The sequence below is a fragment of the Limoniibacter endophyticus genome, assembly GCF_014652835.1.
Taxonomy (GTDB): domain Bacteria; phylum Pseudomonadota; class Alphaproteobacteria; order Rhizobiales; family Rhizobiaceae; genus Limoniibacter; species Limoniibacter endophyticus.
This window is the reverse complement of the sequence record NZ_BMZO01000010.1, coordinates 141,539-158,558: the sequence shown is the minus strand read 5'-3', so window position 1 is coordinate 158,558 and position 17,020 is coordinate 141,539. Positions and strand designations below refer to the sequence as shown.

Here is a 17,020-nt window from a genome sequence, read left to right as displayed (position 1 = left end):
ACATCTCTCCTCAGCGCCTGGCCTGCGGGTCCATCACGTCCCGCAAACCATCACCCAGAAGGTTGAAGGCCAGAACGGCGATGAAGATGGCCATGCCAGGGAATACTGCCGTCCACCAATAATCCGGCATGTCGGCGCGAGCTATGGAAAGCAACGTGCCCCACTCTGGCGTCGGGGCTTTCACGCCGATTCCGACGAAGCCCAGCGAGGCAACTGTGAGAATGGCAAAACCCATGTCGAGCGACGCCTTGACAATGATGGGGGAGACAATATTGGGCAGGATGTGGCGACCGAGAATGCGCGGCCAACCTGCGCCCAACGCCTTTGCAGCCGTGATGAATTGCTCTTCTTTCTTGCCCAGCACCTCGCCACGAACCAGACGCGCATAAGCGGGCCACCAGGTGATAGCAATGGCGATAATCATGTTGCCGACACCTGTGCCAAGGGCAGCCGCAACGGCCATGGCGAGAATAAGACTTGGAATGGTCAGCAGCAGATCGGTGATCCGCATCAGGATTTCGTCGATCCAGCCGCCGAAATAGCCGGCTATCGCGCCGATAATACCGCCTACGACAATGGCGATGACCACGACGGCAAGACCCGAGAAAAGCGAGACCTGGGCGCCGACCAGCGTCAGCGAAAACATGTCCTGGCCCAAAGCGTTGGTGCCGAACCAATAATCGGAGCCGGGCGCGAGGAAACGCTCTGCCGTATTGGTGCCACCTGCGACGTGCTCGGGATGGGGCACGATGACGGGAGCAAGCAGCGCCAGCACGATGAGAGCGATGACGAGCACCAGCCCGACAACGGAAAGCCAGCTCTGGCGGAAACGATAGAAGGCGCGCGACCAGTTTTCCAGTCTTGCCGACTGGTCGCGCCGGGGGAGAGCGGTCGAAGTCGTGGTCATGCGTAGCGAACCCTTGGATTGAAGACGCCGTAGAGCAGATCGACGATCAGCATGGTGAGGAGATAGATGACGGCAATTACCAGAGTGACGCCAATGACAGGCATGAAATCCTGGCTGAGAATTGCCTGGGTGGCATAAAGGCCAAGCCCCGGCCAATCGAACACGGTTTCGACAAGAACGGTGCCGCCAAGCAGCCAAGAGACATAGAGGCCGATGACGGTCAAGGTTGAGGTCATCGCATTCTTCAGGACGTACTTGAACAGAATACGGTGCTGCGAAATGCCAAGGGCACGTTCGGTCAGGACAAAATCCTGCTGCATGACTTCGATCGTAGAGGCACGCATCATACGCATGATGGTCGCGAGCGGCGACAGACACATGGCGAAGGCCGGTAGCGCCAGATATTGCAGGCTGAGTGATAGCGCATACCAATCACCTGCCAAAATGGAATCGATCGTATAAAAACCGGTTATGTGCTCTGGCGCGATCTCGATCAGCGGATAGCGCCCTGACAGTGGCAGAAGGTCGAGCCAGGCCACGAACATAAGCTGCAGCAGGAGACCGAGAAAGAAGCGTGGCATAGCGATCCCGCCCAGCGCCACGGTTCGCGTCAGATAATCAATGAAGCCATTGCGATAGACGGCAGCCGCAAGGCCAAGTGGAATGCCAATGACGATCGCGAGCAGCATGGCAGCTGCCACCAGCTCCAGCGTTGCTGGCAGAAAGGTCATTATATCTTCAAACACCGGACGGCGCGTGAAGATGGAGACGCCCCAGTCACCCTGCACAAGACCAGTAACATAGTCCCAGTATTGCATCGGGATTGGCTTATCGAGGCCAAACTCCTTGCGTACGCTTTCGATGACAGCAGGCGTTGCGTTCGGCCCGGCGGCAAGTGCTACCGGATCGCCTGGCAAAAGACGTGCGATCGCAAATACGATGATCGTCAGGCCGATCAGCATCGGAATCAGGAAGATAAGGCGTCTGACGGCGTAAAGTAGCATTGACGGCTCCGGTCATCAGATCGGGACGCGCATTCACGCGCGCCCCTTTGGGCATCAGGCTTAGTCGAGCGACAGCGGAAGGAGCTCAATGGCATTAGCGGCGACGGGCGTGAACACGAAGTTCTTGACACTGTCGCGCATGCCGAGCTTGCGCTTTTCGAGCACGCCGAAGATATCCGGTGCGTCCTCGACAATAAGCTCCTGGAATTGTTGATAAAGCTGTGCGCGCTTTGTTTCATCTGTTTCGACGCGGGCAGCTTCAATGAGTTTATCGACCTCCGGATTATTGTATACCGGGTTCTGCCACTGGCCATTGCGCGAGGAATGGTAGGCCGCATAGGCGATGTTATCCGGATCCGCATAGTTCGCCGTCTGGAAAAGGCACATAAAATCGGGCATCGTGTCGGGCGATTGTGCGGCAGCCACGGTGTCCGGCCATGTTGCGGGACGGATGTCCAGTTCGATGTTTAGCGCCTTCAGGGCCTCGAGCAGAATCAGGCTCCAGCGGCGCTGATTTTCATAGCCGGTGGCATGAATGACGCTGAGCGTGAACCCGCCGTCCTTGTACTCGGATTTAGCAAGGAATTCCTTGGCCTTCTCCATATCCTGGCGATAGACTGCCAGTTCCGGATCGTGTCCGAAAATACCCGTAGGCAGCGGACCAACCATCAATTCTGCAGGACCCGAAGCGTCCAGCATCGCCTGATAATTATAGGCATAGGAGATGGCTTTGCGCAGGTTCTTGTCTGCAAGTGGCCCCTTGGCCGTGTTCATCTTGATCGAGAAAGTGCGATATTCCGGTTCGATCACATTGACGACACCCGGTCGGCCCTCGAGCGCAGTCATATCCTCAGCGTAGAGCTCAAGCGCGATATGAGCTTCGCCGCGCTGGATCATCATGCGTTCGGTAGAGGCTTCACGCACGATCTTCCAGATAGCGCCCTGAAGATTGCCTCCACCCTCATGCCAGTCATCCTCCACACGGATGAATTCATACATGTTGCCTGGCAGCACACGGCCCATCTTGAACGGGCCGGAGCCAGCAGTGTTGGTCATCAGGTAGACCTGGCCCTCGTCTGAACCAATATTGGCCTCAACGACAGCGGGATTGACGATGAACATCCACGGCAGCACCTGCAAGAAGGGCGCAAAGGGAGCATCCAGCTCGAAAGCGACCGTTTGTGCATCGATCGCCTTGATGCCGTTCTCGCTGACGATACCATTGATCATCCATGACGGGCCGCGCTCAAGCTTGAGAATACGCTTGAAGGAATAGACGACCGCCTCCGCAGTGACGGGCGTTCCATCCTGGAACTTGGCGCTGGGATTCAATTTGAATTCGTAACGCTTCTGGTCCTCCGAAACGCTCCATTCGGTCGCAAGACCTGGTTTGATCTCCGGCGGAGTGCCAACAACGCGGACCAGCGCATCGTAGGTGTTGCGGAAGAGCATTGCCGGCGCATAGCCGGTGGCGACGTGCGGGTCGAAATTCGGAATGTCGACGCTGCTGGCCATGATCAGGATCTTGCGCCCTTGTGCGAATGCTTCGAAGGGCATCGCAGCCAGTGCGGCAGCCGACACGGTCGCTCCCATGAAGAGCCTTCTGCTGATGGTCATGCGTATGGTCTCCTTATTGTCCATTATGCCATCCGCCTCCCCTCAGAGGCGGCGCAATATCTCGTCTGTTTCAAGCTGTCTTGCGCTCTGCCGCACGCCCTGAACGCCCGTAAATCTCTTCTGCCGCCTTCTCGCTGACATAACCCTGCTTGACGTCCTCATCGAGTTTTGCAAGGTCGCGCTTGGCCGGATCGCCGAAGCCCGAACCGCCTGACAGGAAGAGCTCTACCGTCGCGTCGGCGTCCCTCAGATCAATGATGCGGCCAGTACCGCAGTCTTCTGCGACCGTCCTATCCCTGCGGCTCAGGATTGTTCCTGCCGCGGTCTTCCCGGCCAACCCGCCGAAAAGACCTTCGACCGGCAGATCGACGCCTTCCGGCGATATGATTGCCTTGATAGGGTTGCCTTCATCGAAGCGACGCGAGATGCGAACGCGGACGCCCAGGCCGCCGCGATTCTGGCCAGCACCGCCGCTATCGGTGACGAGCGACTTTTCCCAGACGACGATAGGCGAGCGGCTTTCCAGCATCTCGAGCGATGAGGTTGCGGCCGAAGTGGGCCACAGAAGCGAAGACTTGCCGTCCTGGGTTGCGGAAGCGCCCTGCCCGCCGCCGAGCAGCAGCAGTTCGTAGAACAGCGATCCCTTGTCGTTCTTGCCGTAGAAACTCATCAGGCTTGGCAGGCCTGAGAAGGACTGCGCAACATCGGGAGCAGCTTCCGAGAGTGCGCGGAAGACGTTCGGAGCAAGATACCAGCCCGTGCGAGTACGCAACGATACGGCTGCCGGCTTCTCGCAATTGAGGATCGACCCTTTTGGCGCTTTGACCGTGAACGGGCGATAGCAACCAGCATTGCCACGGACGCCAGGCGTTAGCATGCATTTGATCGGGTAGGTTGCATGCGCGGTCGTGTAGGAGAGCGTGCAATTGATGCCACCTTTGACCGTTTGAGGCGGTGCACCCTCGAAATCGAGTTCAATCTCATCGTCCTTGACCGTGATCTGGAGCGGAAAGGTCATGCGCTCACCCATCGGATTGTTGGAAATCTCCGAGTGATAAACGCCGTCCTTGAGGCCCCGCACAGCTTCACGCATGGCCTTTTCCGACAGGTTCTGAACAACCTTCGAGAAGGCCTTCAGGTCGTGCATGCCATATTCTTCCATGAATGTGCGCATGCGGATCGAGCCGGTTTCGTTGGCGGAGATGAAGGAGCGAACATCACCCAGAACCTGATCGCTGTCACGAATATTGTCGGCCATCAAGCGGAAGAGGTCTTCATTCTCGTTGCCTTCGATCACGAGCTTCATGGCAGGGATTTGCAGGCCCTCCTCGTAAAGTTCGCTTACTGAAAGGCCATCACGCGATCCGCCGATATCACCAACATGACCAACAGTGCCCATCAACGCGACGACGCGGCCGCGATGGAAGACGGGTGTGACGATCGCCAGATCGAACAGGTGACCGGCACAGAGCCAAGGGTCATTCGTTATATAAACATCACCCGGCTTCATCGTTTCTACCGGATAACGCTTGATGATTGCCTTAACCGCCATTGGCAGGGTCAGGTTGAAGACCGGCATGACGCGGGCAGAGTGTGCCAGCGTTTCCCCATCCGTATCAAGAATTGCGCAGCCGAAATCCTGACTCTCGGAAATGATAAGGGAGAAAGCCGTGCGGCAGACGGTAGACCACATCTCTTCCGCCACATTCACCAGACGGCTCCACATGACTTCCAGAGCGATCGGATCGGCCTGAATGCGGGCCATCGCCTGTTCCATCGACATGGTTTCGTCGACGATGGTTGCCCCCTTTTCGACCGCTGCAATGGCGATGCGCAGGTTGCCGGTCTCATCGACCGTCACCGTGTCGCCGGGTGGGACGATCGTGGTGGATTCACGCTCCTCGATGATCGCCGGGCCTTCTACCCTGATACCGGGTCGCATGGCGTAACGATCATAGATTCCGGCATCGACCCAGCCATTGCCAAAATAGGTTTTGCGAGTGCCCTTGCGTGCATCGGCTATGCCGCCGTCAATATCGGCCTGACGCACGGTCAACTGGGGTGTAGCGCCGCTGGCACGAACGCGGAAGGAGAGCACTTCCAGCGTGGCATCGGTCGGAACGCGCGCGTAACGGGCGTTGTAGACGCCTTCGAATGCTGCGCGGATTGCGTCATACGCATCGGCATTGAGGCTTCCGCCGGGCAACGGCACCGTGATTTCGTGCAACTGGCCGACCAAACGCATGTCGGCAGAATACTCGATGCCGATTTCAGCGTCCGAAACGCCGGCGCTACGTAGCTGAACGCGGCCCTCCTCAGCGATCTCCTCAAGGAGCGCATTGATCTTGGCCGCGTCGAGCTTCTCGTCGAGGACAATAGGGTGCGAACGTACAATGTCATAGGAGAGTGGCGCAGTCAGAAACCCAAAGGCGGAGGCTGCACCGCTGGCGGGTGGCACGATCACTTCCCTGACGCCCAGAATACGCGCGACTTTCGCTGCGAAAGCGGGACCTGCACCGCCGAATCCAATCATCGAATAGCCGCGTGGATCCTTGCCTTTTTCAACCAGATGAATGCGAGCAGCATTCGCCATGCTCTCGCCAACCACCTGGTGGATGCCCCAAGCGGCTTCGACAGCGGAAATATCAAGAGGCTTTGCAATCGTGTTCAGTGCGATCTCGGCAGCATCGAGGTCAAGTTTCATGCGACCGCCAAGGAAGAAGGTCGGGTCGTAATAGCCCAGCGCCACGCTGGCATCCGTCACGGTAGGCTTTTTGCCGCCACGACCGTAGCAGGCCGGACCGGGTTCGGAACTGGCTGAATGCGGACCGACCTGCATAAGACCGACATCGTCGATGGAGGCGATAGATCCTCCACCCGCTCCTATTTCGATCATGTCGACCACAGGCGCCTTGATGGGCAGGCCGGAGCCGTTCTTGAAGCGATGGACGCGCCCGGCTTCGAGGTAGGAGGCGATATCGGCCTTGCCGTCTTCGATCAAGCATGCCTTGGCGGTCGTGCCGCCCATGTCAAAGGCGATCACGTTATCATGGCCGGCATTCTTGCCGAACCAGGCAGTTGCCAGTGCGCCACCGGCAGGACCGGATTCCAGCAGGCGGATAGGGAAGGCGCGTGCAGTTTCCAACGAAACCAAGCCGCCGGCCGAATGCATCATGCGGAAATCCCCCTTGAAGCCGAGCTTATCCAGCTCGCCTTCGAAACGGCGCAGATAGCGATCCATCAGCGGTTGCACATAGGCATTCGCGCAAGTGGTGACAAAACGCTGATATTCGGAGATTTCGGCAACGACTTCCGAGGAGATGGAGACGGAAATTTCCGGCATTGACTTGACTATGATATCGCGGGCGCGGCGCTCATGCGCCGGATTGCGATAGGAGTGCATGAAGCAGATCGCAATGGCTTCAACACCGTCCTTCTTCAAAGCTTCGGCTGCACGCAGAACTGCGACTTCGTCGAGTTCAAGAATGACTTCTCCATCCGCACCGACACGTTCGGACACTTCCAGACGACGGGAACGCTCAACCAGCGGGTCGGGATAGGATAGCGTCAGATCGTAGATATCATAGCGCTGCTCGGTGCCGATTTCCAAAATGTCGCGGAAGCCCTCGGTGGTAATCATGCCGACCGCCGCGCCCTTGCGCTCAATCACAGCGTTGGTGACGAGTGTCGTGCCGTGAACAATTTCCGACAGATCGGCAACGGAAATTTCAGCTGCGGCAACAAGATCGGCCAATCCGCCCAGCGCCCCCTGCGAGGGGTCGCGTGGCGTAGTCAGGCATTTATGCAGGCGTATTGCAGATGCGTCTCCGTCGAAGAGGATGAAGTCGGTGAAGGTGCCGCCAATATCGATACCCGCGCGGAAATGCTTTGCAGTGCTCTGCATGTCGTCTGTCCTAATTTTTGCAGTTCGATCCGAGATGAAATCGAAGACGATGTTCCCGAGCCGTTGCCAGTTTCACTACGCTCTTAGGCAGTGTCCAGATTTTCAGCTTCTCGTTTTGTTGATCGATTTCTAGGCAGAAAAAAACATAATGTCCAGAGCAGTTTCAAAATTGACATTAAGTTTCAATAATGGAACAAAAAGAATGGTAATTGGGGATCGGAGGTTGATTTATGGGCGCGCTTGATGACGCAATTTCAATTCTAGGCTGCTACACCCTTGAAGAACCTGCCTTAAGCCAAGCCGAGCTAGCGCGCCGACTCGATCGCCCGAAGGCAACCGTCCACAGGGCGCTAAAGAGCCTGAAGGAGTCTGGTCTTCTCGAGTATGATGAAGTAAGTCGGCTTTATGCTCCGGGGATGAGGCTGTTCGAGCTGGGACAGATTTCGCGGTCGCGGAATCACTTCCTCGACCTCGTCTACAAACGTGTGTTGCAGATATGCGAGATCGGTGGGCATACGGGGTATATTACAGCCTTCGATGGACCGGACCTGATGGTCCTGCGGGTAGTCCGGGGATCCAGCCCGATGGCTATTGCGTCAACCCCGGGCTACAAGACCGCGGCCTACGCAACATCGAACGGACGTGCGATGCTTGCCATGCTCGACGATGACGCCTGGAAAAAGCGTGTACCTGAACCCTTGCCGTACGTTTCTCCGAACGTTCCTGCCAATCATGTCGAGTTGATGGAACGGATCGGACGCATTCGCGCAACCGGCCGGTCCTATTCGTCCAATGAAATTCTCGAGGGTGTTTCTTCGCAGGGCGTCGCGATGCGCGATCCCGACACTATGGAAATCATCGGCGTGGCAATTTCCTATCCGGCCAGCATGGGAACGCCCGAGTTGAAGGAAAAAATCGCCGTCCTGCTCGATCACATGCAGACGGACCTGAAACGCGGCCTGGAATAGGAAGCAGGATAAGCGCTCTCTGGCGGATTGACGGCTCGGCAGGAGAATCTTGTCCATAAAACAATACCCGCCGGGGAGGAGATCCGGCGGGCATCGTTTGGGTCCGACCAGCGATCGGGAGGAGGAGATGCTGGTCGTATTTACAGAGCCTGGGAGGAGGAGTGGCTCTGCAAAATCTGTTAGATCGAACGGCGTGCGACGAAGGCGATGTCGCCACGCGAAATACCGATGTCGCTCAGCTCGCGGTTCGAAAGACGGTTCAATTCGGTAACGGTGTCGCGGTAACGGCGCCAGTTACGGTAGTTACGGATCAGGTTCATCGTCATGGCTCTCGTTTATTGCGTTGTACGCGTTCGTTCTTTGTATGCGAACTATATAGACGCTTAGAGCTATGCGGAAAATATACAAGAATGCAGGGCAGCCTTGCAAAGACGAGGCCCTTTTGAGTGGCCCATGAAAAGCACGAATAAGATTCCGGTAACGATTGTGAACATCTGAATTCAGGAATTCTAGCCAAAGACATCTTTTCGACATTTGCCAGCAGCCTCGCAGCCAGCCGTCGCACCTTGCGGAGAATCCATGGCTGGCCTTTCGCCATCTGGCCGGTTGCTCGCAGCTGGCACTGCCCTCACCTCCCCGACGCTGCCTCGGTACAACAAGCCCCCGCCGGCGCGCCTCCGGCTGCGGTCGAACAAACGCGCTTGGAGGACGACAAGGTCACGCTGCTCGACACCATCATCATTACCGCGACGATGCAGTCGCATCGAGCACCAGTGTCGTCGCCCAATGGCTCTTCCGCAATAGCGCAAACGGCGGACGCAATCACGTAGGTCTCGCCCGATCTCAGCCAATCCCCACCAACACCAACATACTCTGCTGGTTTGCAGCGGAAGCAAGCATGGCTAACGTATCCGCCAATATTGGCGCAGCGATCTGGGATTGGGGCGCGATCGCACCTTGATTGCCGGCTACTGGCAGCGCGACGCAGCCGGCTTAATGGACGGTTAACTGCCACTGGCGGCCACGACTGTTCAATGCTTATTAGGAAGGAATTGGCGAAACTTTAGTAGCCACCCGCACATCCATCTTTCCTATGGTCTGATCCGGCAACGTACCCGCCCTCGATTCTGTGTATTATCTGCGCCCCGCCAAATCCAAAACTGGCATCGGGGCTTTCGACCGACACCTGGTGGCCTCGTCTTTCAAGCTCGTGAACGACTTCCTTGCTTGTCGTATCCTCCAAGGCGACGTCGAGCCCCTTCAGGACACGCCAGCGAGGCGCATCGGATGCAGACTGAGGGTCCTGTTTCCATAGCTGCGTTCTCAGCATCATCTGCAAATGACCCTGAGCTTGCATTGGACCACCCATGAGACCAAAGGCCATAAGAGGCTCATCGTCCTGCATAACGAAACCCGGAATAATGGTATGAAACGGCCTTTTCCGCGGTGCGACCTGATTGGGATGCCCCTCTTCGAGAGTGAAGCCAAAACCGCGATTTTGAAGGCTAATACCCGTATCGGGGACGACGACACCGGATCCAAATCCCGAATAATTTGATTGAATATACGACACCATCATCCCATCGGCATCAGCGGCTGCGAGACAGACCGTCCCCCCCGCTGTTGGCGCTCCGGTTGCAAACTCCTTCGCTTTCTGCTTGTCGATCAAGGCCGCTCGCGATGCGAGATAATCCTGATTTAACAGATGCGATTCAGTCACCTCATTCGCGCTCATGCCATCGGCAACGAAGGCGTGGATATCCATGAATGCGAGCTTCATTGCCTCAATCTGAATATGGATGGCGTCGGCACTGTCCGGATCGTGGCGCGCAATGTCGGTCTCTTGGACGATTCCGAGTGCCATTAAAGCGGCGATGCCCTGACCATTTGGCGGAATCTCACAAAGAGACGTATTTCCGAACGTTTTCTTGATCGTGCCGCACCACTCGTTTTTATGCGCCGCAAGGTCGTCAAGAGTTAGGGCTGCGCCATGTGCGGCCGCGAACGCAGCGATGCTTTGTGCCAGTTCGCCGCGATAAAAAGCGGCGCCTTTGGTTCGAGCGATAAGTTCCAGGGATTTTGCCATAGCGGGCGACCGAAAGAGTTCGCCGGCCTTCGGCGCTCTTCCGCCAGGGAGAAACGCTTCCGCAAATCCGGGCTTGTCTTTAAGAAGTTCCCCGCCACGTCTCCACTGCTCGGCTATAATCGGAGCGACATGATGGCCATGCCTCGCATAGTCGATGGCCGGCTCGAAAAGCTTCTCGAAGGGAAGACGGCCGAACTTGGCAGACAAATCCCGCCACGCAGAAACAGCGCCTGGCACGGTGACACTTTCCCATCCCCGTTGCGGCATGGACGCAAGACCTGCGAACCGTTTGGAGGTCCACGCCGCCGGAGATCTTCCAGAAGCGTTCAATCCATGAAGCTCCTTGCCATCCCAGATGATTGCGAAAGCATCGGAACCCAAGCCATTCCCGGTTGGTTCCACTACTGGAAGAGCAATGGCGGCAGCGAGCGCGGCATCTACCGCGTTGCCACCGATCTTCAACATTGCGAGGCCAGCCTGGGTTGCAAGAGGATGGGAAGTTGTGACGATATTGCGTGCAAAGACGGGTGAACGTCCCGATGGATACTGCCTTGCATTCTCAAAGTGCATAGATCAGCCTTTCGCAAAAAAAGCGGGAAAAATTCCGGCGTCGATTTCCAGGCCCTGAACCGTTATCTGAGATCGTTCGCCGCCAAAAATCTCTTCGATTAAATTGAGCGTCTTGCAGTAGTGACGCACCAGCATTTCGCATGCATCCTTGATAGGACCGTCAAGAACGGCACGCATCAGAATTTCATGTTCAGATTTTCCATCACGCGGACTCTTTTGATAAGAGTTGGAGATGAAAACATACCGCGCTGCGTGATCTGCGAGGATATCGCAGAATTCGATAAGCCATGGTGAGCCGCAATTGGCAATCAAAGCACGATGGAAATTGCGATGCCCATCCTCCCACATCGGACGATGTTCGGGACTGTCGGACCGGCATTTGGATAGTCTGTGAAATGAAACGACTATGTTTTCTTCCCAAGCGTCCGTGCGATTTTGCATGGATTCCTGCAGTGCGCGTGTCTCTAGCCAGCAACGTGTCCGAACGAGCGTTCTCCAATCCTCGATTCCCACGCTTGGAGCTGCGAAGCCTCTTTGCTCGTGACGGTCGACCAGCCGCTCGGAAGAGAGTCTGGACAGGGCCTCTCTGACCGCGTTGCTTCCGACTTCGTATGATGCCGCTATGCTTTCGATGCGCAGCTTTTCTCCGGGTCTGAACACACCTTGAATGATATCAGACCGCAGCTTTTGGTAGACCGCCGTCGTAAGCGTGGTTTTTTCTGTCATTATTCATTCACCCGTCAGCAACTTGTCCGAGATGGCATCAGATTTTATTCCTAATAGATGTACTCGAACGGTGCCAGAAAACGAACTTGTGCTGCATCCAGGACACTATCCCAAACATTACCAAGCCCAGGAAACTCAGATAGATTATCAGGGAAAAGACCCGTGGCGTATCCAACTGAGAAGCGGCGACGCGTATGAGTTCCCCAAAACCCTGTCCGCCGCCGAGAAACTCACCCGCAATAGCGCCGGAAACGACGCTGATGGACGCGATCTTCAGCCCGGTGAAGAAATGAGGCAGCCCTGTCGGAATTTTCAACTTGAGCAAAGTTTGGAAACGGGAGGCACCTATACTTCTGAAAAGCATGCGTGCATTTTCATCAGTCGCATGCAGTCCTGCGGCGGTTCCTACAATGATGGGAAACACTGAGATAAATGTGGCGAGGGCAACTTTTGACATGATCCCAAACCCCAGCCATGCGACGAATAACGGCGCAAAAGCCAATTTAGGCATTGTGTCTATGGCAACGATGTAGGGCATGACGGCGCGTTCACCGAAACTGGTTTCCCCAACCAGAATACCAAGCGCAACGCCGATTATCAGCGCGAAGATAAAGCCCCAGAGAACTTCGGATGCCGTAACCCAAAACGCCGGAAGCATGTATCCTCCGCTGAACAGATTACGACCCACGAAACCAAGGTCGGAAATCGTCGACACGGGACTGGGCAGGATTAGCTGCGAGACAATGCCCGAGGCCGTAGCGAGTTGCCAAACGGCCAGAAAGGCGATGAGCAAAGCAAGCATAGACATCCAACGAGGAACTCGGGAAACCCACGACACCTTCTCGACCCAGACTGTATCCTCTTCGGAGGAAGGTTTTTCTGAATTCCACGTAACATCCGTCATAGGAATGCGCCCTTGTCCAGCAGGTCTCTAATCTCGCTTACGTACCGCCCGAATTCGGGCATTATCGCCATTTCGAGTGTTCTCGGTCGGGGAAGATCAATTTTGATACTGCGGATGACCCGACCGGGTCTTGCGGACATGACGTGCACAATGTCCGACAAAATTACTGCCTCGGAGATGGAATGAGTGACGAGAAACGCCGACGCTTCCCTCTCCAAGACAATGCGCTGGAGCTCCATGTTCATAAAGTCGCGGGTTATTTCGTCGAGGGCGCTGAAAGGTTCGTCGAGCAGGAGAACATCCGGCTCTGAAACAAGCATGCGACAGATGGCTGCGCGTTGTGCCATCCCCCCTGATAATTGAGAAGGATATGCTTCGGAAAACCCCTTGAGCCCAACAAGATCGAGAAGGGCCAGGGCACGTGGTTTAGCAGCCTCCGCCGCCTTCTTTCCCTCTCTGAGTTCAACCGGCAGCAAGATGTTCTGAACCGTTGTTCGCCAGGGAAAAAGCGTCGCCTGCTGAAACATCATCCCAATGTCGGCGCGTGGCCCCCTGACAGGCTTGCCAGAGAGAACAACGCGTCCCTTGGATGGGGGCGTGAGTCCAGCCATGATCTTCAACAGTGTGGATTTTCCGCAACCGCTCGAGCCAATTACCGAATGGAACGCGCCCTTGGTGAGCGAGAGGTTCACGCCCTCCAAGGCAACAACGCCTCCGTCCCCATAATATTTGGATACGTTCGACAGCTCATAAACTGGCTTACCCAGTTTAATGACAGGGCGAATATCGGTTACGGCTTTGTTCATTCCGCATTCCAGACTTCAATGAACTCATTTGAATAGGCTTGAGTAAGGTCAGGAAGCGGTTTGTCCATATCTCCGGAAGAAACGAGAGTGGCTTGCCACTTGTCCCACGCGGCGGGGTTATTGTAGCCGAAACCCTTTTCGGCATTCAAAGGAGTGGTGAGACTGTAATATACATCCATGAGAGCATCGGCATACTTCATGTCTTCCAACTGTTGGGGGTTACCCATTTTTGCGTGCTCTAAGGTCTTGTCTTTATTCGCCGGATCGAGACCGAATTTGATCCCTTTCACCAAGGCTCGGCCGAACCGCTCTAGCGTGTCTTTATTCTCTTCGAGATATTCGCGCGTTACGACGTAACCATTGCCAAAGTAGCTTTGAAACTCCGGGGGCGTAAGCGTACGCAGTTTAACTCCCCTCAAGTTCAGCGTGGCAACACCGGCCGTGTCCGAGGCATATGCATCTATCGATTTCTGCATGAAACCTGCCACAGCCATCCCGCCTTCGCCAACGGTGATGAAGGTATAGTCATCGCCTTCCTTCATTCCGACGGAGTCGAAAATTGAACGAACAAACGCAACCTCAGCGCCGTCCGATGTACCAACGCCGATCACTTTGCCTTTAAGATCGGTCGGAGACTGGAATTCGGACTCTTCAGGTACGACGAGATTGAACTGGCTGCGCGTGAAATAATTGAAGATGTAGACGAGATCACCGCCATTCTTCCGCGCGTTCAGAAGCGGGCCTGGTCCGGGGTGGCCAAGTTGCGCCTGCCCCGCCAAAAGAGCTTGAAGTACCTGTCCGGATCCATTCACGCTTTGAGTTTGGATCTTTATATTCTCGGCTTCGAAATACCCCTCTCCAATCGCGTTATACACGCCGAAATAGCCCAATCCGCCAGGGCTCGGATAGGCGATGGTCAGCGTCGTCGGCTGTTGCGCCTGAACTCCTCCCATTATCAAGAATGGCAGGCACGCGGCTGCGAGAAATGCTCTGCGCTTCATCATCATTCCCCTTATTTTTTGTTTGCATCCATGATGAATGCACCAAAACTGCCGTCCGTCAATAAAATTCTCTTTTTTATCAATATCTATATTTTATGCATATTTTTATTGAACACGTCATTTTTCTGCATATGATGCTGATAGCGATTTTAGAAGGCGATCCAATGAAAACCGATGTGACTTTTGCTGTGCCTGCGCCCCTCCAACCAACACTCCCGGTTGTCGGCTTGACCGACCGCTTCCCAGTGCGCCGCATTTATTGCATCGGGCGGAACTACGTAGCCCATGTAAGAGAGATGGGTGGCGATGAGACGCGCGACTTTCCTTTGATTTTCCAAAAGCCGCTAGATTCGATCGTCCAGGATGGCGCGACGATACCGTACCCGCCAAAGACCGATGATTTTCATTTCGAGTTGGAGCTGATGGTTGCCATGAAATCGGGAGGCTACGACATCCCGAAAGACGAGGCACTGTCTCACATCTATGGTTACGGCATATGCCTCGACATGACACGCCGACGCGTTCTCGATGCTTTGGATGGGCCACGTATCCCGTGGGAGTTGAAGAAGTCGTTCGATTTTTCGGCGCCGTGTGGTCCCGTTCATCGTGTCCAGGACGTCGGTCACATTGACCAGGGGCCTATCCAACTCAATGTTGACGGCAAGACGAGACAGAATTCGGATCTCAGTTTGATGATCTGGAAGGTTCCTGAGATCATTGCGACGCTGTCAAAATTTTATTCCCTGGAACCTGGAGATATCATTATGACAGGAACGCCGGACGGCGTCGGCCCGGTCAAACCGGGAGAAGTAATGGTGGGCACTATCGCTGGCTTGGGAAGCCTCACGATCACTATCGGTGACCCGATCCAGTCTTCCTGACATGTGTCGCGCAGGTAAAACGAGGGCGCTGCCAGTTCTTTCCGAAGGCAGCGCCATATTCCTCAGAAGAAAGTGACCAGCTTGTCCTTATGCAGCTTGCCTGTTGAGGTCAAAGGTAGCGCGCTTTCTTCAACAAAGCGAAATTCGCGAGGAAGCTTGTAGGACGCAAGTTCTGCACGCAACGCTTCCCTCAGACGTTCCTCGAAATCGTCGCCTACCTTACCTTCGGCCACGACAACCGCGCCTATGATTTCATCACGCGTCGTGTCCGGCACGCCCACTACGAAAGCAAGCTTCACACCGGCCTGCCGAACGAGAATTTCCTCGACCTCCGCTGGCGCCACATTGATGCCACCGGTCTTGATCATTTCCTTGATACGTCCGCGGAAATGAAGATAGCCGTCCTCATCAACAAAGCCCAGGTCGCCGGTGCGGAAGAAGCCATCCGACGTGAAGGCCGCCGCGTTTTTGTCCTCGTCCTTGTAATAACCGATGGTTACATAGCGTTTGACCTGAATTTCACCGACCTCGCCAGCTTGAAGCGGAGCCAGCGTTTCCGGGTGCACTATGCGCTGAATAACGCCGTCGAGAGGCCGCCCGACCGTCTCGAACACCTTGTCTCGCGGATCAAGCTTGCCATCTGAAACGTTACAATTGCCGTAGGTTTCGGTGAGTCCGTAAATATGACAGATCTCCTTTGCCCCCAACTCGGCAACCCGTTGCAATTGCGCCGGCGTGCCAGTCGCACCGCCTGAACGCAGCGAACTCAGGTCGCGCTTTGGTCTGTCGGGATGTTCCATCATCGCTTGGGCCATGTTCGGCGTGCCGTAGTAGAGGGTGCACCGCTCCTCATGGATTAGCCGCAGGGCTTCTCCTGCTTCAAAAAATTCCTGCAAAACAATGCAGCCACCATGGGTCAGGAGATTGAACAGCGCGTTTTCGCACCCAAGGCCCCAATAGAGGGAAACGGCCAGCCACAATCGGTCCTGCTCGGTCACGTGCATGCGGTTGCCAAGGTGCCACATATTCTCAATCAACGCGTAATGCTGAAGCTGAACACCTTTGGGCGTCGAAGTCGAACCGGAAGTATAGAGCAAATAGGTTACGTCCCGAGGACTAATAGCAGCTTCCGCTTTCTCCAGAGTATGGTCTGGGACGCCTCGTCCCCGCGAATAGACCGCTTCGAATGGAATGCTGTCCTGATAAGGTTCCGGACCCACATGGATAATCGTCTTAAGCGCCGGCAGGTTCTCGGCGTGCGGCTGAAGCTCGCCGAGCATGTTGAAATAATCATATTTCAAGAACCGCCTACCGAGGATCAGCATGTCTGCGTCGGAATGTTTGAGAATATAGCCCAACTCGCGGGCCGTTACCCATGTGTTGACAGCCACCATGATGCCGCCGAGGCTGCAGATGGCCAAGTCGGCAATGACCCATTCCGGCTTATTGCCCATCAGGATTGCAACACGCGTCCCCTTCCCTACACCATGCGCGGATAATCCCTTTGCAAAAGCGCGCACCTTTTCGCGCAGTTGTCTGTAGGTCAGGCGAAGATCGCCACCGACGAGCGCCTCCCTGTCGCCAAAGCGCGTTTCCTGTTCGAGCAATAGTGCCGGAATCGTCCGGCTTTCTGGCATCTGCATCGC

At 55.6% G+C, this 17,020-nt stretch carries 13 protein-coding genes; 2 read left to right on the top strand and 11 right to left on the bottom strand.

All coding sequences use genetic code 11. The features are described from left to right. Positions 1 to 10 precede the first annotated feature (10 nt). The 4 genes from IE151_RS15060 to IE151_RS15045 all read right to left on the bottom strand — a co-directional run bounded on the left by IE151_RS15060 (position 11) and on the right by IE151_RS15045 (position 7,432). On the bottom strand, positions 11 to 907 hold the full coding sequence (locus tag IE151_RS15060) for an ABC transporter permease (RefSeq protein WP_189491950.1): 897 nt from the start codon (positions 905 to 907) through the stop codon (positions 11 to 13). Next, positions 904 to 1,911, bottom strand: a complete 1,008-nt coding sequence (locus tag IE151_RS15055; protein WP_189491947.1) for an ABC transporter permease — start codon at positions 1,909 to 1,911, stop codon at positions 904 to 906. The genes IE151_RS15060 and IE151_RS15055 overlap by 4 nt, the downstream gene beginning before the upstream one ends. Before the next feature lie 60 nt (positions 1,912 to 1,971). Beyond that, complete coding sequence (locus IE151_RS15050; RefSeq protein WP_189491944.1) at positions 1,972 to 3,528, bottom strand: ABC transporter substrate-binding protein; 1,557 nt, start codon at positions 3,526 to 3,528, stop codon at positions 1,972 to 1,974. A 70-nt stretch (positions 3,529 to 3,598) separates the two neighbouring features. Next, a complete protein-coding gene (locus IE151_RS15045) occupies positions 3,599 to 7,432 on the bottom strand; it encodes a hydantoinase B/oxoprolinase family protein (protein ID WP_189491941.1) in 3,834 nt (1,277 codons plus the stop codon). A 230-nt stretch (positions 7,433 to 7,662) separates the two neighbouring features. Between IE151_RS15045 and IE151_RS15040 the strand changes: the two genes are divergently transcribed. Continuing rightward, positions 7,663 to 8,400, top strand: coding sequence for an IclR family transcriptional regulator (locus IE151_RS15040; protein ID WP_189491938.1), 738 nt, complete (start codon positions 7,663 to 7,665; stop codon positions 8,398 to 8,400). Between the two features lie 179 nt (positions 8,401 to 8,579). Here IE151_RS15040 and IE151_RS15035 read toward each other — a convergent pair whose 3' ends face one another. The 6 genes from IE151_RS15035 to IE151_RS15010 all read right to left on the bottom strand — a co-directional run bounded on the left by IE151_RS15035 (position 8,580) and on the right by IE151_RS15010 (position 14,499). Further along, positions 8,580 to 8,720 carry a DUF1127 domain-containing protein gene (locus IE151_RS15035; protein ID WP_189489797.1) on the bottom strand — a complete coding sequence of 47 codons (141 nt, stop codon included), beginning with the start codon at positions 8,718 to 8,720 and terminating at the stop codon, positions 8,580 to 8,582. 743 nt (positions 8,721 to 9,463) lie between these two features. Next, on the bottom strand, positions 9,464 to 11,056 hold the full coding sequence (locus tag IE151_RS15030) for a gamma-glutamyltransferase family protein (RefSeq protein ID WP_189491935.1): 1,593 nt from the start codon (positions 11,054 to 11,056) through the stop codon (positions 9,464 to 9,466). Between the two features lie 3 nt (positions 11,057 to 11,059). Beyond that, entirely contained in the window at positions 11,060 to 11,782 is a 723-nt protein-coding gene (locus tag IE151_RS15025; protein ID WP_189491932.1) for a GntR family transcriptional regulator, read from the bottom strand. A 37-nt stretch (positions 11,783 to 11,819) separates the two neighbouring features. After that, complete coding sequence (locus tag IE151_RS15020) at positions 11,820 to 12,686, bottom strand: ABC transporter permease (RefSeq protein ID WP_189491929.1); 867 nt, start codon at positions 12,684 to 12,686, stop codon at positions 11,820 to 11,822. After that, a complete protein-coding gene (locus IE151_RS15015) occupies positions 12,683 to 13,492 on the bottom strand; it encodes an ABC transporter ATP-binding protein (protein ID WP_189491926.1) in 810 nt (269 codons plus the stop codon). Before IE151_RS15015 ends, IE151_RS15020 begins: the two co-directional genes overlap by 4 nt. Next, positions 13,489 to 14,499: an ABC transporter substrate-binding protein gene (locus IE151_RS15010; RefSeq protein WP_244636810.1), complete on the bottom strand. Its 1,011-nt coding sequence runs from the start codon at positions 14,497 to 14,499 to the stop codon at positions 13,489 to 13,491. Before IE151_RS15010 ends, IE151_RS15015 begins: the two co-directional genes overlap by 4 nt. A gap of 158 nt (positions 14,500 to 14,657) precedes the next feature. Here IE151_RS15010 and IE151_RS15005 point away from each other — a divergent pair, with 158 nt between their 5' ends. Next, positions 14,658 to 15,374 carry a fumarylacetoacetate hydrolase family protein gene (locus IE151_RS15005; RefSeq protein ID WP_189492108.1) on the top strand — a complete coding sequence of 239 codons (717 nt, stop codon included), beginning with the start codon at positions 14,658 to 14,660 and terminating at the stop codon, positions 15,372 to 15,374. 62 nt (positions 15,375 to 15,436) lie between these two features. Here IE151_RS15005 and IE151_RS15000 read toward each other — a convergent pair whose 3' ends face one another. Beyond that, positions 15,437 to 17,017: a class I adenylate-forming enzyme family protein gene (locus IE151_RS15000; protein WP_189491923.1), complete on the bottom strand. Its 1,581-nt coding sequence runs from the start codon at positions 17,015 to 17,017 to the stop codon at positions 15,437 to 15,439. Positions 17,018 to 17,020: the final 3 nt, after the last annotated feature.